Origin of the sequence: Zhouia spongiae (genome assembly GCF_022760175.1) — a bacterium.
GTDB classification, from domain to species: Bacteria; Bacteroidota; Bacteroidia; order Flavobacteriales; family Flavobacteriaceae; genus Zhouia; species Zhouia spongiae.
Map to the genome: position 1 here is coordinate 1,351,792 of NZ_CP094326.1, position 20,766 is coordinate 1,372,557.

23 protein-coding genes are annotated in these 20,766 nt (G+C 35.3%); 13 read left to right on the forward strand and 10 right to left on the reverse strand.

Annotated features, from left to right (window positions below; genetic code table 11):
- Nucleotides 1-90: 90 nt before the first annotated feature.
- From MQE36_RS05825 to MQE36_RS05855, 7 genes are all read left to right on the forward strand, one after another.
- The gene (locus tag MQE36_RS05825; protein WP_242938235.1) at nucleotides 91-615 is read left to right on the forward strand and encodes a hypothetical protein; all 525 of its coding nucleotides are present in this window, start codon (nucleotides 91-93) and stop codon (nucleotides 613-615) included.
- 2 nt (nucleotides 616-617) lie between these two features.
- Entirely contained in the window at nucleotides 618-992 is a 375-nt protein-coding gene (locus tag MQE36_RS05830) for a helix-turn-helix domain-containing protein (RefSeq protein ID WP_242938236.1), read from the forward strand.
- The gene (locus MQE36_RS05835; RefSeq protein WP_242938237.1) at nucleotides 992-1,444 is read left to right on the forward strand and encodes a hypothetical protein; all 453 of its coding nucleotides are present in this window, start codon (nucleotides 992-994) and stop codon (nucleotides 1,442-1,444) included. Before MQE36_RS05830 ends, MQE36_RS05835 begins: the two co-directional genes overlap by 1 nt.
- Nucleotides 1,445-1,452: 8 nt before the next feature.
- On the forward strand, nucleotides 1,453-1,860 hold the full coding sequence (locus MQE36_RS05840) for a hypothetical protein (protein WP_242938238.1): 408 nt from the start codon (nucleotides 1,453-1,455) through the stop codon (nucleotides 1,858-1,860).
- A gap of 629 nt (nucleotides 1,861-2,489) precedes the next feature.
- On the forward strand, nucleotides 2,490-2,786 hold the full coding sequence (locus tag MQE36_RS05845) for a helix-turn-helix domain-containing protein (RefSeq protein ID WP_242938239.1): 297 nt from the start codon (nucleotides 2,490-2,492) through the stop codon (nucleotides 2,784-2,786).
- A gap of 230 nt (nucleotides 2,787-3,016) precedes the next feature.
- The gene (locus MQE36_RS05850; RefSeq protein WP_242938240.1) at nucleotides 3,017-3,457 is read left to right on the forward strand and encodes a DUF6943 family protein; all 441 of its coding nucleotides are present in this window, start codon (nucleotides 3,017-3,019) and stop codon (nucleotides 3,455-3,457) included.
- A 124-nt stretch (nucleotides 3,458-3,581) separates the two neighbouring features.
- On the forward strand, nucleotides 3,582-4,223 hold the full coding sequence (locus MQE36_RS05855; RefSeq protein ID WP_242938241.1) for a DUF6266 family protein: 642 nt from the start codon (nucleotides 3,582-3,584) through the stop codon (nucleotides 4,221-4,223).
- 179 nt (nucleotides 4,224-4,402) lie between these two features.
- Here MQE36_RS05855 and MQE36_RS05860 read toward each other — a convergent pair whose 3' ends face one another.
- A complete protein-coding gene (locus MQE36_RS05860; protein WP_242938242.1) occupies nucleotides 4,403-5,047 on the reverse strand; it encodes a hypothetical protein in 645 nt (214 codons plus the stop codon).
- Between the two features lie 98 nt (nucleotides 5,048-5,145).
- Nucleotides 5,146-5,727 (reverse strand): DUF3885 domain-containing protein, encoded by a 582-nt coding sequence (locus MQE36_RS05865; protein WP_242938243.1) that lies wholly within the window; start codon nucleotides 5,725-5,727, stop codon nucleotides 5,146-5,148.
- Between the two features lie 408 nt (nucleotides 5,728-6,135).
- On the opposite strand from MQE36_RS05865, the gene MQE36_RS05870 reads away from it, so the two are divergent.
- Nucleotides 6,136-7,713 carry an IS1182 family transposase gene (locus tag MQE36_RS05870; RefSeq protein ID WP_242938244.1) on the forward strand — a complete coding sequence of 526 codons (1,578 nt, stop codon included), beginning with the start codon at nucleotides 6,136-6,138 and terminating at the stop codon, nucleotides 7,711-7,713.
- A gap of 85 nt (nucleotides 7,714-7,798) precedes the next feature.
- Here MQE36_RS05870 and MQE36_RS05875 read toward each other — a convergent pair whose 3' ends face one another.
- A complete protein-coding gene (locus MQE36_RS05875) occupies nucleotides 7,799-8,443 on the reverse strand; it encodes a hypothetical protein (protein WP_242938245.1) in 645 nt (214 codons plus the stop codon).
- A gap of 217 nt (nucleotides 8,444-8,660) precedes the next feature.
- On the opposite strand from MQE36_RS05875, the gene MQE36_RS05880 reads away from it, so the two are divergent.
- Nucleotides 8,661-10,238, forward strand: a complete 1,578-nt coding sequence (locus tag MQE36_RS05880; protein ID WP_242938222.1) for an IS1182 family transposase — start codon at nucleotides 8,661-8,663, stop codon at nucleotides 10,236-10,238.
- Between the two features lie 279 nt (nucleotides 10,239-10,517).
- Nucleotides 10,518-11,483 carry an IS110 family RNA-guided transposase gene (locus tag MQE36_RS05885; protein ID WP_242938223.1) on the forward strand — a complete coding sequence of 322 codons (966 nt, stop codon included), beginning with the start codon at nucleotides 10,518-10,520 and terminating at the stop codon, nucleotides 11,481-11,483.
- Nucleotides 11,484-11,496: 13 nt separating this feature from the next.
- On the opposite strand, the gene MQE36_RS05890 is transcribed toward MQE36_RS05885, so the two are convergent.
- The 3 genes from MQE36_RS05890 to MQE36_RS05900 all read right to left on the reverse strand — a co-directional run bounded on the left by MQE36_RS05890 (nucleotide 11,497) and on the right by MQE36_RS05900 (nucleotide 13,844).
- Nucleotides 11,497-12,348 carry an FRG domain-containing protein gene (locus tag MQE36_RS05890; protein ID WP_242938246.1) on the reverse strand — a complete coding sequence of 284 codons (852 nt, stop codon included), beginning with the start codon at nucleotides 12,346-12,348 and terminating at the stop codon, nucleotides 11,497-11,499.
- Nucleotides 12,349-12,580: 232 nt separating this feature from the next.
- Nucleotides 12,581-13,627: a DUF2511 domain-containing protein gene (locus tag MQE36_RS05895; protein ID WP_242938247.1), complete on the reverse strand. Its 1,047-nt coding sequence runs from the start codon at nucleotides 13,625-13,627 to the stop codon at nucleotides 12,581-12,583.
- 7 nt (nucleotides 13,628-13,634) lie between these two features.
- Nucleotides 13,635-13,844, reverse strand: coding sequence for a helix-turn-helix transcriptional regulator (locus tag MQE36_RS05900; RefSeq protein WP_242938248.1), 210 nt, complete (start codon nucleotides 13,842-13,844; stop codon nucleotides 13,635-13,637).
- Nucleotides 13,845-14,012: 168 nt separating this feature from the next.
- Between MQE36_RS05900 and MQE36_RS05905 the strand changes: the two genes are divergently transcribed.
- Nucleotides 14,013-14,216, forward strand: a complete 204-nt coding sequence (locus MQE36_RS05905) for a hypothetical protein (RefSeq protein ID WP_242938249.1) — start codon at nucleotides 14,013-14,015, stop codon at nucleotides 14,214-14,216.
- A gap of 164 nt (nucleotides 14,217-14,380) precedes the next feature.
- Here MQE36_RS05905 and MQE36_RS05910 read toward each other — a convergent pair whose 3' ends face one another.
- The gene (locus MQE36_RS05910) at nucleotides 14,381-14,575 is read right to left on the reverse strand and encodes a SymE family type I addiction module toxin (protein ID WP_242938250.1); all 195 of its coding nucleotides are present in this window, start codon (nucleotides 14,573-14,575) and stop codon (nucleotides 14,381-14,383) included.
- 59 nt (nucleotides 14,576-14,634) lie between these two features.
- Between MQE36_RS05910 and MQE36_RS05915 the strand changes: the two genes are divergently transcribed.
- Nucleotides 14,635-14,859, forward strand: coding sequence for a helix-turn-helix domain-containing protein (locus MQE36_RS05915; protein ID WP_242938251.1), 225 nt, complete (start codon nucleotides 14,635-14,637; stop codon nucleotides 14,857-14,859).
- An 18-nt stretch (nucleotides 14,860-14,877) separates the two neighbouring features.
- On the opposite strand, the gene MQE36_RS05920 is transcribed toward MQE36_RS05915, so the two are convergent.
- Both MQE36_RS05920 and xerA read right to left on the reverse strand, forming a co-directional pair.
- The gene (locus MQE36_RS05920) at nucleotides 14,878-15,744 is read right to left on the reverse strand and encodes an HNH endonuclease (protein ID WP_242938252.1); all 867 of its coding nucleotides are present in this window, start codon (nucleotides 15,742-15,744) and stop codon (nucleotides 14,878-14,880) included.
- A gap of 99 nt (nucleotides 15,745-15,843) precedes the next feature.
- Entirely contained in the window at nucleotides 15,844-16,974 is a 1,131-nt protein-coding gene (xerA, locus tag MQE36_RS05925; RefSeq protein WP_242938253.1) for a site-specific tyrosine recombinase/integron integrase, read from the reverse strand.
- A gap of 88 nt (nucleotides 16,975-17,062) precedes the next feature.
- Here xerA and MQE36_RS05930 point away from each other — a divergent pair, with 88 nt between their 5' ends.
- Nucleotides 17,063-17,446, forward strand: coding sequence for a hypothetical protein (locus MQE36_RS05930; protein ID WP_242938254.1), 384 nt, complete (start codon nucleotides 17,063-17,065; stop codon nucleotides 17,444-17,446).
- Nucleotides 17,447-17,802: 356 nt separating this feature from the next.
- Here MQE36_RS05930 and MQE36_RS05935 read toward each other — a convergent pair whose 3' ends face one another.
- Complete coding sequence (locus MQE36_RS05935) at nucleotides 17,803-19,959, reverse strand: prolyl oligopeptidase family serine peptidase (protein ID WP_242938255.1); 2,157 nt, start codon at nucleotides 19,957-19,959, stop codon at nucleotides 17,803-17,805.
- Nucleotides 19,960-20,766: the final 807 nt, after the last annotated feature.

Genomic DNA, 20,766 nt, shown 5'->3' on the forward strand with positions numbered 1-20,766 from the left:
ATTTTTAAACTTGATAATATACTTTTGGTTAAACTCTTTTAGCTATAAAATTAACTTAAAAGTGAAAAATATTTGTAAATTAACCTATAAGTGAATAACTTTGCACACATAAAACCACTGTTTAAGTATAATAAAGTAGCATATTACTCTGTTATATTAAACGATAATAAAGAAACCTTGTACGAACAGTTTGTTAAAAAGCACGAGCTTATCAATAAAAACAAACTATACCATATTCAAAAATGGTTACAAGTAATTGGGAAAAAGTATGGCGCACAACAACGTTTTTTCAGAAATGAAGCTTATACCGCAGATACTTCAGCATTACCACCTGTGGGCAAAGACAGAGAACCGTATTATATCGAGAATGGCAAAAAGAAAAGCAACACATTAAGATTGTATTGTTTAAGAGCCAGTGAAGGCGTAGTCTTTTTGTTTAGTGGTGATAATAAAACCGCAAATAACGCTCAAGACTGCCCAAACGTGAAACCTCACTTCTTATTGGCTAATCAACTTACAGAAGCAATTGATGAAGCATTCAAAAATAAAGACATAGTTTGGAATGATGATTGTACTTTAATCGATTGTGATAAAAACTTTAAACTCTATTATTAATTATGGAATTTCCTAAAAACAACATATTAGACAATTGGTTAGAAGCTAATCAAAATACTGAAATAGACAGATTCATTGAAAGAAACTTGGCTATAACAGAAAAGGTATGCGCTGTTTTAAAAGAACGTGGTATCAAGAAAAAGAAATTTGCTGAAATGTTAGGCAAATCTCCTTCAGAGGTATCTAAGTGGTTGTCTGGCTTGCATAACCTTACCTTAAAAAGTATTACTAAAATGGAAGAGGTTTTGGATATTAATCTAATTAATATTGAACCTATAAAAGAAATTGAATACGTTTATTTAGGTTCTATTCCTGGAGGTAATATGGAAGATGCCATCAATGGGTATGAAGAAACAAATTATAGCGAAGCAAGCTAATGAGTAAAGAGGTTAAAATAGACCCAGAAAAAATACACTTATTTCACATTAACATCGTGGAAAGCTCTATTAAAGATGTAGCTCAAAAAGGCGCAAACAACTTTAATATAAATATTGCTCAAACCACAATGCATAACTTAAAAGATGAAAGGGTGAAAATAGGTATGTTCATAGATTTAATCCATGATGAGGTATCTTCTGGTGCTAAGGCTCGTTTTGTTTTCGATTTTCATTTTAGGGTTGAAGAATTAAACAATTATTACAAGTTAAATGAAGATGGTTCACCAATATTTACAGGTGTACTCATAGCAACCCTTTTAGGGATTAGTTTTTCAACAGCAAGAGGTATTATATTTGAGAGGTTATCCAATACCAACATGCAAGGTATAATTCTGCCGATAGTCTCTCCTCAAAAAATGTTGTCCTTACAAAAGAAAGAAGAGTCTAAATAAGGGTTGTTATGAAAGAGAGTTTAGTTAAATTATTATTTGAAGAATATAAACAAATCTGTCTTTTTGAAGAACTTGAAAGCAAAGGGATAGATTTAAACAGAATAACGGTTCGTAACTCCGAAATTGTTTTAGACTTAATTGGTTTTCCTAAAGACAATACCCGCGATTATGATTTCAATGTTTTAAATGGTCAAGAGCATAATCCATTAAGAGGTAAAGTGCCAGACGATGATCTTTTTTGTAGAGATTGGTTGTACGAAAAATATCATGACATCATAACTTCTATAGAAAAGAAACAAAGAATAGACGTTACTGATAAGGGGCTTAAAATGGTGGAATATGATGATGAGGTTTTAATTAAATCTGAATTGAAAGCCTTTATTGATTGGCTCTATTCTGAATACGCTAACCTTTAAAAGGAAGCTAAAAACTCCCCACAAACCAAAACCCAGTTTGTTGTTATCACAAAAAACCTCTGTCTTTTGGTTTGTTCCCCGCGCCACCGCACATGTAGGGCTTAAATGTCCAACGCTCATATAGCACATTGCAGCTTGCGCTCTCGTACCTCGTTTACAACTGCAAAGAGCTATACCCCCCAAAAAGCTATTCATTTAAGCCCTACCCAAAGCTATATTTACATAACGGGTAGTTATGGTACAGGATTGAAGCCTATTACAACCATTCAAATGATTCCCCTGTAGCCATAACTCCATTATGTAAAATAGCCGACATACCCCACGCTCACATCCAAACCCATCAACAAAAAGCCACTTTTCCCCGCCACCCAAGTCAGCGGTTTTAAAAAAATAGGTTTAGGAAACATCGTGCAGCTATGGCACATTACTTTTTCGAAAATAAAAAAGCAATAAGCCATAGTTTCCATGCCGGTATAAGTAGCGTGTTTATAAGCTATGCTACCGCATAACAATATAAAACCCTACCCATACCCACGCACCACCCAATGCTCAAATAAGGCTGTAAACCTATTTTTTTAAGTGTTTATGCCCCTAAAAGTGTAACTTAATGTGATTAAAAACAATGCGTTATGAATACGAAAACCATACAAATCACAGAGGTAACAGTACAGGAATTAGCCGATATAGTTGCCGATAGATTAATTCAGAAATTAGAACCATACCTTCAGGAATTAACAAAACCAAAAAATGAAGAACTGCTAACACGATTTGAAACAGCAGAGTATTTAAGAGTAAGCCTGGTAACTATAAGTGCTTGGTCAAAACTTGGCATTATAAACCCAATCCGTATGGGGAATAAAGTTTTGTTTAAAAAGCAGCACATTTTAGACATTTTGGAACAACAGAGAATAAATAAAAAAAGGTAGCAAAGGTATGTGGCTTCCATAGCCAACGCGCAAGCCTATCAAGGTCAAGCCCTACGGGTTTTGAAAAAAATCTCCACCTCAAATTAATGGTGTAGGGAGGTTGTATTTTTTCCAAAAACCTTGACAGCCTTATCCACGCCACAAGTACATACGGCTTTCTTTTTTGATTGTTTTTCTTTTAAAAAATTATAGGCGCGAAGCGTAGCGAAGCAATTTTAAATTGGATAGCTATGTCAACGTTTCAACTGAAAACACACCAACCCGGAAGAACCTACACTCAGCCACATTTCTTTATTTTGAACAAAGGGCTTAACAGCGGAAAGCCATTACCAGATCCCTGTCCTAACTGTTTTGTTCTAACCACTCCAACCGAAGAAGACAAAAACATGTTATTCCACTTGTCTATGATGCTTCAAATAGGCGGTTTTTACGCTTATTATTTAAAAGGTAGTGTTATTCCGTTTATCACTATAGATGATTGCAGAAACACACTTAAAAACGCTTTGAAGTCAACCCAAAATAATGATGGGGAGTTTCAAAAGTACCTTAGAGCAGTTTACGCCATCAACAAAAAGGAAATGGAACTGCAAAATGTCATTGCCAAAATATCAGATTTAAAGGTGGCTTATATCCAATCCTGTTTCAAACAGATGCAATTAAAAGTAACCTAATGCATAAGCAACCAACTGTTTGTGAATGGTTTGGTTTGTGCTACATTTCAGAAGGATAAAGGGTGAAACCTTTTACCAAGTCCGTACCAAGTCCAAGTGAGTTTTAATTAAATATGTATATGTTATGGCAGTAATTACTAAAGGAATCCTGGGAGGTATCTCTGGGAAAGTAGGCACGGTAGTAGGTGCATCTTGGAAAGGTATTGATTACATTAGAAGTAAACCTTCTTCAGTAGCCAATCCAAGAACAGAAGGACAGGTAAACCAAAGAAACAAGTTTTCTGTGACTTTGGAATACTTACAACCTAACTTAGGTTTTATTAAACTTGGGTATAAGGGGTATGCGGTTCAAAAGACAGCGTTCAATGCAGCAATGTCTTATGTGCTAAACAATGCAATCACAGGTGCAGCACCTGATTTCGAGATTGACTACAATTTAGCACTTTTAAGTAGAGGTAGCTTGTCGGGAGCTTTAAACCCTGACACTGATCTATCAACTCCAGGTCAAGTGACTTTCACTTGGGATGATAACTCAGATGAAGGAAATGCAAACGTAACGGACAAAGCGATGTTACTTGTGTACAATCCATCTAAAAAAGCATCCGTAGCCATTTTAGGAGGACAAGACAGAACTGTAGGTAGTGAGGTTGTTCCTATTCCGGCTACTTATGCAGGTGATACAGTAGAGTTATTTATGGCGTTTATTACCGCTGATAACACCCAAGTATCAAACAGTGTGTATTTAGGCTCGGGTACGGCAGCTTAACAGCTAAGTTTAAATACATTTCAAAACCGCTTTTATTAATTTAGAAGCGGTTTTTTTATGGTATTATATACAGAATAAAAAGATGTACCTATGTTGTACCCTTTTGTATTTAAATTAAAATAATTTAGTAATAACAATGCCTAATTGAGTTTATTAGTATAACACGGTGTTGTACAACGTTATTTCATTTTTTTTATAATTCCGTAATCAGTCTTTTCTTGAAAGTTTGCTATCGACCTGTAAACATAACTTCCATCATCAAGAATGTCAATGATTTCAACGTTTATTTCTTTTCCAATTAGATGTTTTAATCGCGGTTCAGTCATTCGCTTATAAGTCAAAACATATGTGCAATCAGAGAGCCATTTAATGTAATAAATTTGTTTATCCTCTATTCCAATCTCTCTTTGGACTTTCCTTTTTCTTTTAATTTTAGTGTCTTTGTATAGTACGTGCTTGTATTTGTAATGTCCATTTTGAAATTTTTTACAAGCGTCACACACGTTTTTATTCAAGCTCTTTTTTTCGTAAGACGAATTTATGAATTCAAAAGTCGAATCATAACAGTTGTTTTTTAATTTACTGTCAGGATAATATTGAACTCCGAGCAGATATTGCCGAAGTTGCTCAATATTATATTCATTTTCATATGTAGTTTTGTCTGCAACAATCGTTACTTCACTAATTTTTGCTTGGTCATTCACACAAAAATTCACAGTAACATATTCAATACTTTTTACGTCTTCGACAAAGAATTTTTTTTGCACTTGTCCGAATGTGTTTGAGAAAACTAAAAGTGCTAATAAGTATATTATTCTGTTCAAATTTTGAGTTATTTGGTAATGTTGTACAACGCTTTGGCTATGCGCAGTGTCCCGAAGGGCATTGCATATAGGTGTTGTTGTAGCACGTTTTTATTATTTTACATTCCATTTTCAAGTTCAGAAAGCCAATCCTTGTATTTATCCTTAAGCATATCTCTTTTTTCGGTCGAGTCAACAATCACATCAACTCCGCCGTCATAAGGTGCAATGACACATTTCTTTGAAGGACTGACAAACATTGCTCTTATTTCATCATCAGCAATTGCTTTGAGAATTTCATCCCAGTTTCCGTTTTTCCAATTTTCAGTTTTGAGGTAAATATCAAAGTACATTTCATGTTCATGTTCTTCAGGTCTTTCCTTGTACAAGTCAATGGTAAAGACTTTTAGAAATTCTCCGAAGTCAGTCAGTTCTTTGCAATTGTCATTGGTTATCTCATTTGTGTAAAGTCCGAAGGAAATTGCTACTTCTGATTCTTCGCCAATCAGGTCATTAATTAATTGGTTTTGTCGGTCAAGTATGATTTTGTACTCGTCTGCAGATTCGGCATATCGTTTTGACTCAGGTAGATTATGAATTCTAAACCATCTGTCAGGATACACCCATTTCAATTCGTGATTGATTGGAAACGATTCTGGATATTCCTTATTCCAATAGTCAATGAATTCGCTTTCTGTCATTTTTTTTAATGTGCTATAACAATTCCATAAACACCATATGGTGTTTATTTTTAATATGTTCACCTACAAATCTAACGGATTTTTTTGATAAATCTGTTTCATGCTACATGATGGTTAGGCAGTAGCTTAAAGTCCTATAATATAAACTATGATTATACAATCCAGGCTCCAGAAAAGAGACCATCTTAGTATGTTGTTGTACTACATTGGTTAATATTATTTTTGAACCGCCGTTTACGCGCCCCGCTTGGTTTATCCTAAGCACAGAAGAGTAGTCGAATCCGCCGACACGAGTACAACGAATTGGCGTAAGCAAATTGCGGTTATACAATGTGCCTGTTGCACAAGTTAGCAAAAAATTGACATAGGGTTGATATTATCTTTTGATAAGAAGCTTACCTTGTAGTTATGCAAGGAAAAAAGAAGTATCAGGAGAAGTTATTCAACCAGTTTCAGTTAAGTGAACGCGTACCCAAAGACAATTTCTACCGCCGGTTAAAAGAGGTGTTGGACTTAGAATATTTGTATGCGCTTACCAAACGATATTACGGTAGTAGCGGACAAAAGAGCATCGATCCGGTGGTGTTCTTTAAACTTTGTTTGGTAGGTTATTTAGAAAACATTATCAGTGATCGAAAGCTCATAACGCATTGCAGTATGCGATTGGATATTTTGTTCTTTTTGGATTATGATATCGATGAAGAACTGCCCTGGCATTCTACCATTAGCCGCACCCGTCAGTTATTTCCTGAGTCAGTGTTTGAAGAGGTCTTTACCAAGGTGTTTGAACTATGTGTATCGGTCGGGATGGTCAGTGGCCATACTCAGGCTATCGATAGCGCCCCTGTAAAAGCCAATGCCTCGATGGACAGTCTGGAGCTCAAAGTACCTGAGGAAGATTTAGAGTCCTACCTCCGTAAGGTGCGCCATATCAGCAAACGGGACAAGGATAAACCATTACGTCAAGCTAAAGAGAATAAAGCGGGAAAGGATCAGCAAACCTTATCGGCCAGTAAAAAGGAGCTACAGGCCATAAAGAGCAGGAACAGTAAATGGGCAAAAGATCAGGATCAGCGTCCGGGAGCAGGCAATAAAGGCTCGAGATATACCAGCAATAAGACCCATTACAGTCCTACCGATCCCGATGCCCGTATCAGTGTCAAACCGGGCAAGGCCAGGAAACTCAATTACCTATCTCAATTAACCGTAGACACCTCCAATCATGTGATAACCGATATCAAAGCCTACCATGCCGATGGCAAAGACAACCAACAACTGCCCGACATAGTGAAAAGGGTACAACGACGCTTGTGGAACTCAGGACTGCTATGGGAGAACTGTGTAGCCGATACAGGATATAGCAGTGGGGAGAACTATGCCTTTTTAGAAAAGAATCAGATCAAGAGTTTTATCCCTCCCCATGGTACTTACAAAGGAGGGCCGGCAGGATTTACATATATTGAGGCAGGCAACTATTGGTTATGCCCTCAGGTCAAGAAAGTTACTTTCCGCAAACAAAAATTAGAGAAAGGGACTCTAAAAGATCAGTACTTTACCAAACGGAGTGATTGTAAAGGCTGCCCGATAAAACAACAATGTATTGGTAAAAGTTATGAGAAACGCATAAACATTACTGCTTATCGCAAAGAATACGAACGTAATATAGCAAGAGTGAATAGTCCGCAGGGACGGTATATGAAAGCCAAGCGGCAAAGCACGGTAGAACCGGTGTTTGGAACATTAACACAGTTTATGGGACTTAGAAAAGTGAATACCCTAGGCATTAAACAGGCAAACAAATGTATGCAGCTCTCGGCCATAGCCTACAACTTGAAGAAGTACCTGAAATTCATTGAAAACCACACAAAAAGTGGAGTAGCAAGCATGCAAAGTATTTACTTTTCTTTAAAAGCTATCATACAATACATTTTACGCCTTTTTAAGCCTTTCAATTTTAGTTTACAGCTAAACTATACCACAAAATAAAAGCCCATAAAAGGGCTTATTTGTATCTTGTTTTTATATAATTAGTGGGTTGTGCAACATCTACCATTGTTGTGTGCTGGCGTTTTTATTTAAATTTTTCATAGAATATTTCTTTGTCATCTATTAAAATTCCTCTTGGTTTGTTGTTTGCCCATTTTTCCAAATTCGATTCGGTTTTTTTTGAATTAGTTCTCAAGTTAAATTCTCTACAAAATTTTTCGCTGTATTTTCCGAAATTTGATATTGAGCTAAAATGAGGATTCCAGCTGTAATAATCTATACATCTAATCCAATCACGCACAGACCTTATTCCAGTTGAAAATCCGTTTTCCGCTATTTGTAAGTCAAATCCGTTTATATTTTTCGCAAAGTTTTTAATGTCAGGATATTTTTCAATTACGTCATTTCCTAAAATTAAGTATTTTGGAACTCCTTTGAATTCATAAAACTCTTTAGTTTTCCAAGCGTTAAATAAGAACGATTTTAAGTCAGGCATTTTATCAATCGGATGCAGTTCCGCATAGTAACATCCGCTAAAATGGTCACGAATTAAATAATTCACTAAATGTCTTTTTCCAGTTTTCGGATAATTTTTCCAGTTAATGTCAAACTTTTTGTTTTGATGCTTTATAGTATCATCTTTTAGTAAATAATGATTTTTAGCAATCGAAACATTCAATTGGTGAACTTGATTTGGAAAGTCGGATTTATATGAATGATGAAAATACATTTGGTTCGGTTTCGCTTGCACACAACGGCTCGGCTATGAACAGTTGGGGGGGTACGCCCTAACTTTTCGGTTTAGCACCGACCTTTGTTTTATGTTTATACTTTTGTTTTATCACTTTCTCCCCAATTGTTTATAGCCAATGTGCCTGTTGCACAAGTTAGCAAAAAATTGACATAGGGTTGATATTATCTTTTGATAAGAGGCTTACCTTGTAGTTATGCAAGGAAAAAAGAAGTATCAGGAGAAGTTGTTCAATCAGTTTCAGTTAAGTGAGCGCGTACCTATAGACAATTTCTATCGGCGGTTAAAAGAGGTGTTGGATTTAGATTACTTATACCCACTTACCAAACGATATTATGGTAGTAGCGGACAAAAGAGCATCGACCCGGTGGTGTTCTTTAAACTTTGTTTGGTAGGTTATTTAGAAAACATTATCAGTGATCGAAAGCTCATAACGCATTGCAGTATGCGATTGGATATTTTGTTCTTTTTGGATTATGATATCGATGAAGAACTGCCATGGCATTCTACCATTAGCCGCACCCGACAGTTATTTCCTGAGTCAGTGTTAGAAGAGGTCTTTACCAAGGTGTTTGAACTATGTGTATCGGTCGGGATGGTCAGTGGCCATACTCAGGCTATCGATAGCGCCCCTGTAAAAGCCAATGCTTCTATGGATAGTTTGGAACTGAAAGTTCCTGAAGCCGATTTAGAAACGCATCTTCGAGAAATTCGTCACATTAGTAAAGGTGATAAAGACAAACCACTACGTCAAGCCAAAGGGAATAAAGCAGACAAAGATCAGCAAACCTTATCGGCCAGTAAAAAGGAGCTACAGGCCATAAAGAGCAGGAACAGTAAATGGGCAAAGGATCAGGATCAGCGCCCGGGAGCAGGCAATAAAGGCTCGAGATATACCAGCAATAAGACCCATTACAGTCCTACCGATCCCGATGCCCGTATCAGTGTCAAACCGGGCAAGGCCAGGAAACTCAATTACCTATCTCAATTAACAGTAGATACCTCCAATCATGTGATAACCGATATCAAAGCCTACCATGCCGATGGCAAAGACAACCAACAACTGCCAGACATAGTGAAAAGGGTACAACGCCGATTGTGGAACTCAGGACTGCTATGGGAGAACTGTGTAGCTGATACAGGATATAGCAGTGGGGAGAACTATGCCTTTTTAGAAAAGAATCAGATCAAGAGTTTTATCCCTCCCCATGGTACTTACAAAGGAGGGCCGGGAGGATTTACATATATTGAGGCAGGCAGCTATTGGTTATGCCCTCAGGGCAAGAAAGTTACTTTCCGCAAACAAAAATTAGAGAAAGGGACTCTAAAAGATCAGTACTTTACCAAACGGAGTGATTGTAAAGGCTGCCCGATAAAACAACAATGTATTGGTAAAAGTTATGAGAAACGCATAAACATTACTGCTTATCGCAAAGAATACGAACGTAATATAGCAAGAGTGAATAGTCCGCAGGGACGGTATATGAAAGCCAAGCGGCAAAGCACGGTAGAACCGGTGTTTGGAACATTAACACAGTTTATGGGACTTAGAAAAGTGAATACCCTAGGCATTAAACAGGCAAACAAATGTATGCAGCTCTCGGCCATAGCCTACAACTTGAAGAAGTACCTGAAATTCATTGAAAACCACACAAAAAGTGGAGTAGCAAGCATGCAAAGTATTTACTTTTCTTTAAAAGCTATCATACAATACATTTTACGCCTTTTTAAGCCTTTCAATTTTAGTTTACAGCTAAACTATACCACAAAATAAAAGCCCATAAAAGGGCTTATTTGTATCTTGTTTTTATATAATTAGTGGGTTGTGCAACATCTACCAACTTAAGTTTACAATCTATTAATTTAGAGGTATTAACCAGAAAGAACAAAAAGAGCGGAATAAGGTTAGGTCTACCGTAGGAACTTTTGATTCCGTCAACATTGATAATCCCCGCTCTTTTCTACTTAAATCCGTTCAGTTCTGTGAGACTTTGATCTCGATTTTAAGTTGGTGGAATATAAGTAGTGGCGTTCTTCCCTTAATTCAATTATTATGAATAAATATAATGAAATTTATGGTGTGGATATCAGCAAAGATGTCTTTGATGTTATTGGAAGTCAAGGAAGTTATTATCAATTTGAAAACAATCCCAAAGGTTTTAAGTCCTTTATGAAAGTATTGAAAATGGATAGTTTGGTAGTCATGGAAGCTACAGGTTATTACCATTATCGTCTGGCCCAATTCTTAAACCATAACGGCTTTACAGTATCAATAGTAAACCCTTTGTCTGTAAAGCGGTTTATACAGATGAAACTGTCTAAGGTTAAAACGGATAAAAGCGACGCTAAGGCCATATGTGAGTATGCTCAGGTGAACCCGGTACCGATATATTCTTCTTTAGATGATACTCAAGCAGAATGTCTCCAGTTGTTTCGTCTTTTAGATATCTATCTTAAGCAACGTTCTGCCATTAAAAATAAGCTTCACGGGGAAACTGTTTTAGGAGTTCCTTCCAAAATGGTTTATCGTTCTTTAGAACAAAGTTTAAAGCACTTTAACAAACATATAGAAGCTCTTGAGCAACGATTATTGGAACTAGTGAAAAAGGAACAACAACAGCAACTAACCAATTTAAAAAGTATCCCTGGTTTAGGTACTAAAACAGCCTTATTCCTGATTGTAATAACAGATGGATTTTCCAAATTTGAAAGAGCCTCTCAACTTTGCAGTTATGTAGGAATCACACCCATTATACGGATATCGGGTAGTAGTGTCAGAGGCAAAAGCCGAATCAGTAAGGTTGGCAATAGAAAATTAAGAAACTTGCTGTTCTTGTGTAGTTTTTCAGCCTGCAAGCATAATAAAGCATGTAGGGAACTCTACAATCGATTATTAGCCCAAGGAAAAACTAAAAAACAAGCTCTGATAGCAGTCTCCAATAAGCTATTAAAACAAGCCTTTGCAATAGCTAAATCAGGGATTCCATATAATGAAAATTATGTATCAAAATTAGTCTAAAAATACTTGATTTTTAACTCAGTTCTTTGTTAGCAACTGTATTTTTCTTTAAAATTCTAAATTCATCATCCATTTCATCTATTATCTCCATTGAAACACCTGATATATCAGGGAACATTGTTAAATGTGAAATATTATAATTATTTTTCAATTCTTTTTTAATTACATCTCTGACTGAATTAGGTATAAATATCTTTGTCATTGACTGTTCAAATATGGAATAATAATCCAACGGATGAATCATAGTTCCATAATATACAAAAACTCCTTCTTGAACCTTAATTCTATCATCTACACTATTTGATTTTATACAAATAGGAAAATCTATATTATTTAAACTTTCAAAATTATACTCATTCAAGTTTATAATCTCTGATTTTCTAAATGAATGTTCATTTACCAAAATTGGATTTATGCAATATACCGCTGAACCATGCTTTGTAAAGCTATTTGTTGAATTGAAATCATAAATTTCATCTTCTATTTCAAGACTACTTTGTGTGAAATTAGAAACACTAAAATATAAAGCTATTAATTCATTCACAGTAAAATCCAGCAATCGAGTTGGAATACCATAATGCTGCATTAAATACAAATAATCTATTTCATCAAAAGCTGAACAGTCTTTATATTTTTTTACATTCTCTTTAAACTTTTCATGAGAAAGATTTGAATTTTTAATTAAGTATTTCTCTCTTTTATAATATGGTTCATCAATTGATATATCTAATTTTTCTCTAAAAAGTGATGGTTCAAGTTGATATTCCGAATATTTTTGACCTCTAAACCAAATTTTCCCTTGTTTTTTATTATCTGATATTAAATTCAAATATTCCGTAATATTCTTTATTACTTCTAATTTCATATATTTTTAGTGGTTGCTCTTCTATATAGTTGCTAACGGTTAGTATATGGCAAGTAGGGCAGAAGAAAGCGAGAAACTTTCAAGTTTGCACTGAGCCAAAGCGTTGTATTTTGTTTTTAATTTATTCATTCTTAAAAGCCAAATCAACGATTTGGCGGTATTTGTAAATAGCACTGAACTTTCGCAAACTACCGATTGCCCTATTTGCTATATACCTTGTTGTATGCCGTTTTTATTCTGCTCCTAATTTAAGTGTCATATCAATAAAATCTCCTATTGATTTACCAATAATTGCCATACCAGCATCATGAACAGATGTCAAATTGAATCTTCCTTGAGCAGCTCCATTCAAAGCGTAATCATATCCCTCAATTTCTACCACACACCAGTGCTTTTGTCTACATTCAATAATTACTTCTTCAGCATAAAATGGCCAATCCCCATTATATTCCGATTTACTGATTTTCTTATGTCTATAGGCCGAATTAGTATTCCGATTTATTTTGTCAGCAAAAGTTCTCTTGTGTATCTTAGTTTCTTTCTTTTTAAATCGTGTAGTTTCCTTTCTATAGTCAGTTATACCAATTTGACTATCGGTCAACATGATAAAGTCATAATAAACGGGTGAAAATTGTTGTGCTTTCTTTCCTAATCTTCCTAAGGTGAATTGTCTACTTATACCTCTTACAAATAATTCAAGTTTTTTAATTATTGATTGTGTTATAAAATCGTTTACCTCTTGTTGATATTCGAAATCTGATAATTTACTTAGTAGACTCTTATCTGATAAAACTATATTGGTCTCATATTCTGACCAAAGTTTTTTTACATCAATACTCGGCTTAGTTGCCGATGTTACAATATCTAGATTGTGATATCTCGAATACTTTCCGAATTCAGAAAGGAGATAAATCAATTTTTCTAAATCATTATCATTAGATATAAATTCTTTATCCTCAATTAAAACTGGAATTTCAGAACTTTTAAAGTAATCAGATAGTATGTTTTTCTTTAATTCTAATAAATCATGCCCATTTCGACCTCCACACTTTTTCAAGCTCTTACTGTCAGGATATTCATTGTTAATTTCATGATAACCTAGACAGATATGACATTTCATAAGTCGTTCTAGACCACTCGATAGTAATTGAAATGGTAAATGATAGAAATCATTCGCCATGTCAAGGTTCTGTAATTCTCCAAACCCCAGTCTTATGAGCTTTATTGAAGCTGTTAATTCGTCATGTAAATAAATGTCTTTTAACGCACTATCAGTCATTAGTATATCAATCTTTAGTCGATATAAGTAATTCCCTTACATCAATTCCAAGCACTCTAGCAATTTGAAATAAAGTCTCAACTCTTGGTTGCATTTCATTTCTGCACCATTTAGAAACAGTAGTTCTATTCATTTCTAATTCATCTGCTAACCAATTATTAGTTTTTCCTTGTTCGGCTAGAACAGCCTTTATACGATTATAAACTTCTTTGCTCACAATAAATTATTATGGTTTAATGTCAAATGTAATGACTTCATTTTTAATGTTTTTAGCATTATTTTATGCTTTATAGTATTCATTTGAATAATTTTAATATCTTTGTTATGCTTTTAAAGGTTTAAATAAACCTAGTAAAGTTTTTTTTGAATATTATAACACGTTACAATGAGCAAAAGATATACCAAAGCCGATTTAGAAGAGATTGTCTATAAACAATTAGAAAATCTAAACGCAATGCATGATTTATTAAGAATTATGAAAGTCCAAAATGACCTAATTCAAAATATCAATCAAACACTCAGAGAAGAAATTGGTCAATTCAAAGAGCAACAGTTGATGTATCCGACAAGAAGAAAGACAAAATCATAAATTAAATGCGGTTGGGTTCTCCGCAATGGCATACAACGGTTTTGTATATGAAAAGTAGTGGATTTTTATACACTATTTCAGTTTTACACTGACCATAAATTTATAAAATTCATTTTCGTTTAAACACTTAAACCGCTATTTTTTATATACCGTGTTGGGCGTAGTTATTTTTTGTTCTTTTTATCAGTCAGCGTAATAGTCAGTTTATTCTTTTGTTGCTTAATTTCAATTTCTTTTCCGATTTCAAATCCAAGTTGCTCAAGCCATTTTCCCTCAAGGCGAATTTCTGGAACAGTAATATACTTCCATTCGCGAGGTTGATGTTTTTGATAGATTTTTAGCTTTCTAAATCGGCTCATTTAATCAGTGTTCGTTATTCCGAACACAATATATAAATAATTTATCGAAATTCGGTATAGTGAACACGAAAGAATCAAAATATTTCCAGAAATTAGGTGCTAAAATCAAGCAATTGAGAGAAGAAAAAGAGATTGACCAAAAGTCCTTTGCTTTTGATTGTGAGATTGGTAGAACTCAATTGTATATGATTGAAAATGGTAAAACAAATCCTCGTTTACTTACTTTGATAAAAATTGCTAGCGGTCTTGAAATATCAGTAGATGAGCTTTTAAGATTGAAATAACTATTAATTTTCGTGTAGTTATTTTTTTAACCAACCATCAAAGGTTTTTTTGTCTTGTTTAATTCTTAATCCCATTTTCTTAGTTAAATCATTTTCTAACTGAACAATATGTTTTGGATTTGAATCAAATTTTGTCGCTGAATGCTTGATTCTATGTATTTTTCTATCTATAAATCCCCAACGATATTTTAGTGTATTAAAATCAGATTCAGAAATTTCAGAAGGTTTTTTTGCAGTAAAAAAATCAACTAAATCATTAAGATATTCAGCTCCTTTAATTTCGGCTATTGTTTTCTCTCCCTCGTTTAGACATTCGGCAAAATCGTTTTCGGTAGGATAGAATCCTTCATTTTCATAAAACTCGTGACCGAACTTACTTATCTCTTTGAGAAAGTCTATAACTCCAACATTAAAAGGTTCAGACAAATGGTCAACAACATTTGTGATTAAATATTCATCTTCAAATTTGTTTCCTCTTTTTCTGTTGCAGTCAGAGCAAAGAAGTCTAATATTAGATTCTTCAGATGAACCTCCTTTAGACCAAGGAATTATATGGTCAAATTCTATATCCTCATCTATAACTGATTTCTTGCAAACCTGACAAATTTGATTTTCCCTTTTCATTACTCTGAATTGAGTAACTCTTGGAATATGCCTTGTGATTTTTCTTAATTCTTTTGTTTCAGTTAATGGCTCAGCTACGTAAAAAACTGGACAATCGTGTCCAAAAATCCGGCAACTTTTCTCATCATTTTCAGATTTTAAAGGAAAGTCTTCAACTAATGGTCCATAAGGGCAGTATTTTAATTCCCAACAAGGTTTGCAAACAGCTTTTACTCGCTCTTCCCAATTAACTTTTTCTCCCCATTCTTGTATTGACCCCATTAAGTTCTTTTTGTATTTTTTCTAATTACGCCCAACATGTGTATAAACACACTAGTGTGTTTATTTTTATTATATATACACCCAAATATACATAAATACTTATAGGTCTAATGGGTTTTTTATAGAGCTGAAGCTGTTTTTTGCAACATGGGTATATATCTCAGTTGTTTTAGTAGAGTTATGGCCTAATAAAAGTTGAATGTATCTTATGTCTGTTCCGGATTCTAAAAGGTGAGTTGCAAAGCTATGACGTAAGGTGTGGGGCGTTACAGGTATTTTAATACCTGCTTTTTTAGCTGTATTAGAGATCACCTTTCCAACGCTATTGGCACTATATTGCTCTTTGTTTTGTCCCTCAAATAAATAATTAACAGGCCTGTACTTCTTGTAATATACTCTTAAATCTTTAAGAACATTTTTAGATAAAAGAGTATATCGGTCTTTGTTACCTTTAGCATCCCTTACCCTGATAAGCATACGGTTACTTTCAATATCGGTTAACTTCAAGTTCAAGAGCTCAGATCGTCTAAGGCCAGCCGAATAGAGTAAGGATATTATACACTTGTGTTTTAAGTTATTGGCATTAGATATGATAGACAAAACATCTCCCTTAGATAGAACAACCGGAAGTTTTATCGATTTTCTTGGTCGTTCAATACTATAAAATCTATTAGGTAGGCCTAAAACGGTTTCGTAGTAAAATTTGATGCTGTTAATGGCCTGGTTTATGTAGCTGTCTGATCGATTGGTTTTAATTAAAAACGCTAAGTAATTTCTAATATCATTTTCATCAAGCTTGTTAATATCTTGCTCATTATAATAATTAATAAAACTCTCAAAGCAAGACACATAAGTTTTTACGGTGTTGTTAGCATATTTTTTGAGTTCCAATTTACGCAAGTAAGATTCCGGACAAAATTTATAGTTTTCTTGGTGCTTTCTTTTATAAACCCAATCGGCATCAAAGATTTCGTTAAGTTCTTTAGCTCTTGTTATTTCAAAAAAGTACTTGGTGTCAATCCATGCAACTCCTTTAAATGTTTTGAAGATGGCGTCAAGGTTCGTTTTAGTATTTCGAACATAAAACATGGTAAATTCTTTACTCCATTTCACATTGTCGAGTTTTTTAATTAGGATTTGTAATGTGTCATTGGCATAAAATTTTAGGCCAATTTGAGGAACATCATCTATAAAAAGGTGTTTTAAAGTAATATGAAGATTTAAAGCCATAATTTTTTTGTTGAAATTACTTGTAAACTTTTAAAAAAGAGTATCTTAAACGAATAGTATTCGTGTAACATTCGATTAAATATCAATAATGAAAAGAATGACATGTAAAGCTTGTGGAAAAGAGTTAACTGGAAGGTCGGATAAGTTATTTTGTGATTTACACTGTAAAAGTTCATATCACTATAGAAAATCTCTGGAGGAAGCGCCTCGGTTTTATAATAAAGTAGATAATCAATTAAAACAGAATAGACGTATTTTAAAATCTTATAATAAGGCAGGTAAGGCAACAGTTCGGTCAAGTGTTCTGGAATCGGAAGGATTTAACCCCAAGTTTTTTACACATTACTGGAAAAATACTAAAGGAGATATTTACTTGTTTGTATACGAATATGGTTTTCTTAAAAAGAAAGAAAATAATGTTGAAAAATACATTCTGGTTAAATGGCAAAACTACATGGAGTGTCGGGGGTAGTTAATTTAATAAGAGATAAAACTCCTTGTGAATTAGAATTTTATCAATTTAATAATTCAGCATAGTCCTTAAAAAATGTCCGACTTTTTGTTGCAAGTCTATTATTCGAATCGTCCGTCTGAAACGTTTTACCCGATCATCGGGATTGATCCTGTATAGCTGTCGGAATTGCATGGGGCTTCCCGGGATAGCGGACTGTTTAAAAAGGAGCTTACGTTCATCCGACGATATTTTTCTTCTCCAAAAAAACAGTCAACATACAAGAAACTCTTAAATAGGCGATAAAAAAAATCCCGCTGCCAATAGCAGCGGGATTCCTGTAAGAGATACGGATAGTGTTTCAGCTACCGCATATATTATTGAGCGTCTTTAACTTCGCTTAAAATAGCTTTGTTCGGAAGTTCGTTATATCCCATATTGTATAAGGTAAACCCGAAGATATCTGCATACTCGTCAATCACCATCGAGGTAGGCTTACCGGCTCCATGTCCTGCATTAGTGTTGATTCTGATCAATACCGGATTGTCTCCGCTTTGTTTTTCCTGTAATTCGGCAGCAAACTTAAAGCTGTGTGCCGGTACCACACGGTCGTCGTGGTCGCCCGTAGTTACCATGGTAGCAGGATACTGGGTACCCTCTTTTACGTTGTGTACAGGAGAATATCCCTTTAAATATTCGAACATTTCTTTGTTGTCTTCAGCAGTTCCGTAGTCATAAGCCCATCCTGCACCCGCAGTAAAGGTATGGTAACGCAACATATCTAATACCCCGACAGCAGGGATGGCAACTTTCATAAGGTCAGGACGCTGTGTCATGGTAGCACCTACTAAAAGTCCACCGTTCGAACCACCGCGTACAGACAGGTAATCCGGTGAAGTATACCCTTGCTCGATCAGGTATTCAGCAGCAGCGATAAAGTCGTTAAATACATTCTGCTTTTGCATTTTGGTTCCCGCATCGTGCCATTTTTTACCGTATTCGCCACCGCCTCTCAGGTTTGGTACCGCATAAATACCACCTTGCTCTAACCATACAGCCATAGCTGTACTGAATGAAGGCGTAAGACTGATGTTGAAACCACCGTAACCATACAACATGGCAGGATTCTTACCGTTTTTCTCCAATCCTTTTTTATAGGTGATGATCATCGGAACCTTTACACCATCCTTAGAAGTATAAAATACCTGCTCAGAGGTATAAGCATCGCTGTTAAAATCGATACTCGGACTCCAATAGGTTTCAGAAGCACCTGTCGCCGGATTGTACTTTAAGATCTTACCCGGAGTGCTGTAGTTCGTAAACGAATAGTAAAGAGTCGTATCGTCTTTCTTGCCGCCAAAACCACCGGCAGTACCTAAACCTGGCAATTTGATTTCTCTTACCAGTTTTCCGTCGTAGTCGTATTGTAATACTTTCGATAAAGCATCTACCATATACTTGGCAAAGAAGTATCCGCTCCCGGTTGAAACGCTTAATACGTTTTCGGTTTCAGGAATAAAGTCTACCCAGTTGTCCGGTGTAGGATTCGCAGCATCTACAGTCACAATACGCTTGTTGGGAGCATCCAGATTGGTAGTGATGTATAATTTAGATCCGATGTTTTCTATAATACCACTGTCAGCATCGTAATTGTCTGTAATGGTAATTAATTTGGCATTAGGATCGGTAAGGTCTTTAATAAACAGCTTGTTTCCTGAAGTGGCAACAGAAGCAGAAATAACGAGGTAACGATCGTCTTCGGTTACATAACCACCTACATATCTGTTTTTCTCCTCCGGGGTAGCTCCGAAAATTACCTGGTCTTCTTTTTGAGCCGTTCCAAGCTTGTGATAATATAATTTATGTTGATCGGTTTTTGCCGATAATTCGCTACCTTCAGGCTTGTCGTAGCTGGAATAGTAGAAGCCTTCGTTGCCTTTCCATGATACCCCGCTAAACTTCACGTCAACAAGCGTATCTTCAATAATTTCTTTTTTTACAGCATCGATAATGATTATTTTTCTCCAGTCGCTACCACCTTCTGAGATCGAATAAGCGGCTAAAGAACCGTCTTTAGAAAAACTCAATCCGCCAAGCGAAGTGGTGCCGTCTTTTGAGAAGGTATTCGGATCCAGGAATACCTCAGGCTCCTCGTTGTCTTTTTGACGGAAGATAACCGATTGGTTCTGTAAGCCGTTGTTTTTATAGAAGTACGTATAGTCACCTTCTTTAAAAGGAGCCGAGAGTCTTTCGTAGTTCCATAGTTTTTCAAGACGTTGTTTTAACTCCTCGCGATAAGGTATGTTTTCGAGGTAACCGAAAGTTACTTCGTTTTCAGCTTTTACCCACTGTGCAGTTTCTTCCGAACGGTCGTCTTCTAACCATCTGTACGGGTCTTTAACCTCAGTTCCGAAGTAGGTGTCTACAGTGTCTACTTTTTTTGTTACGGGATATTTCAATGTTTCTTTCTTTTCTTCTGTGTTACAGGAAATCAGCAAGCACGAAGATGCAAATAAAATGAGAGACTTTTTCATAAATGATTTCAGGTTGTTTTGAGATGGGAAAGATACAAAAATGTGAATTTCTTAATTTTGGCATTAAGATAGTTTTAACGATTCACCCTCAGATGAATAAAAAAGAATGGCGTTTTTTATGCCTGATAATCTGGTTCGCTAGTGCTGTTATAATTGGTTAACCTCCCGGAGATCGTTAAACCCTTTTTTAAACCGACATAGACTTTGTAAGTGGGCACCCGTATATTGAAAGATCTTTAAAATAAAGCGCTGTTTGAATCCGGTAGGATGAGCTCGTTTTATTTAGGATCTTGAACTATTAACGGGTCACTGAAAAGTCAAGTCTTGACTTTTTGGTTCGTTTTGCGTCAAGGCAAAATGAACAAGAATAAAAGAATAATAATAGTTCTATCCAAACACGCACTCACTACCATATCCAACCGAAAGAAGACAGGATCATAAATTAAACATTGGGAGACCACTTCCGCAGTTATTAGAAAACTCGTAAAGGCATAGATTAGCCTGTTTATGTATGGCAATTTTTCCGATCTCTTTATAAAGCCTTATTTTTTAAACCGACATAGACTTTGTAAGTGGGCACCCGTATATTGAAAGATCTTTAAAATAAAGCGCTGTTTGAATCCGGTAGGATGAGCTCGTTTTATTTAGGATCTTGAACTATTAACGGGTCACTGAAAAGTCAAGTCTTGACTTTTTGGTTCGTTTTGCGTCAAGGCAAAATGAACAAGAATAAAAGAATAATAATAGTTCTATCCAAACACGCACTCACTACCATATCCAACCGAAAGAAGATAGCATCATAAATTA

Bases quoted from the DNA above. Each gene is read 5' to 3' on its own strand.
- MQE36_RS05830 (WP_242938236.1), top strand. From the start codon at position 618: ATGGAATTTCCTAAAAACAACATATTAGACAATTGGTTAGAAGCTAAT.
- MQE36_RS05835 (WP_242938237.1), top strand. From the start codon at position 992: ATGAGTAAAGAGGTTAAAATAGACCCAGAAAAAATACACTTATTTCAC.
- MQE36_RS05840 (WP_242938238.1), top strand. From the start codon at position 1,453: ATGAAAGAGAGTTTAGTTAAATTATTATTTGAAGAATATAAACAAATC.
- MQE36_RS05845 (WP_242938239.1), top strand. From the start codon at position 2,490: ATGAATACGAAAACCATACAAATCACAGAGGTAACAGTACAGGAATTA.
- MQE36_RS05850 (WP_242938240.1), top strand. From the start codon at position 3,017: ATGTCAACGTTTCAACTGAAAACACACCAACCCGGAAGAACCTACACT.
- MQE36_RS05855 (WP_242938241.1), top strand. From the start codon at position 3,582: ATGGCAGTAATTACTAAAGGAATCCTGGGAGGTATCTCTGGGAAAGTA.
- MQE36_RS05865 (WP_242938243.1), bottom strand. From the start codon at position 5,727: ATGACAGAAAGCGAATTCATTGACTATTGGAATAAGGAATATCCAGAA.
- MQE36_RS05870 (WP_242938244.1), top strand. From the start codon at position 6,136: ATGCAAGGAAAAAAGAAGTATCAGGAGAAGTTATTCAACCAGTTTCAG.
- MQE36_RS05875 (WP_242938245.1), bottom strand. From the start codon at position 8,443: ATGTATTTTCATCATTCATATAAATCCGACTTTCCAAATCAAGTTCAC.
- MQE36_RS05880 (WP_242938222.1), top strand. From the start codon at position 8,661: ATGCAAGGAAAAAAGAAGTATCAGGAGAAGTTGTTCAATCAGTTTCAG.
- MQE36_RS05885 (WP_242938223.1), top strand. From the start codon at position 10,518: ATGAATAAATATAATGAAATTTATGGTGTGGATATCAGCAAAGATGTC.
- MQE36_RS05890 (WP_242938246.1), bottom strand. From the start codon at position 12,348: ATGAAATTAGAAGTAATAAAGAATATTACGGAATATTTGAATTTAATA.
- MQE36_RS05895 (WP_242938247.1), bottom strand. From the start codon at position 13,627: ATGACTGATAGTGCGTTAAAAGACATTTATTTACATGACGAATTAACA.
- MQE36_RS05905 (WP_242938249.1), top strand. From the start codon at position 14,013: ATGAGCAAAAGATATACCAAAGCCGATTTAGAAGAGATTGTCTATAAA.
- MQE36_RS05910 (WP_242938250.1), bottom strand. From the start codon at position 14,575: ATGAGCCGATTTAGAAAGCTAAAAATCTATCAAAAACATCAACCTCGC.
- MQE36_RS05920 (WP_242938252.1), bottom strand. From the start codon at position 15,744: ATGGGGTCAATACAAGAATGGGGAGAAAAAGTTAATTGGGAAGAGCGA.
- xerA (WP_242938253.1), bottom strand. From the start codon at position 16,974: ATGGCTTTAAATCTTCATATTACTTTAAAACACCTTTTTATAGATGAT.
- MQE36_RS05930 (WP_242938254.1), top strand. From the start codon at position 17,063: ATGAAAAGAATGACATGTAAAGCTTGTGGAAAAGAGTTAACTGGAAGG.
- MQE36_RS05935 (WP_242938255.1), bottom strand. From the start codon at position 19,959: ATGAAAAAGTCTCTCATTTTATTTGCATCTTCGTGCTTGCTGATTTCC.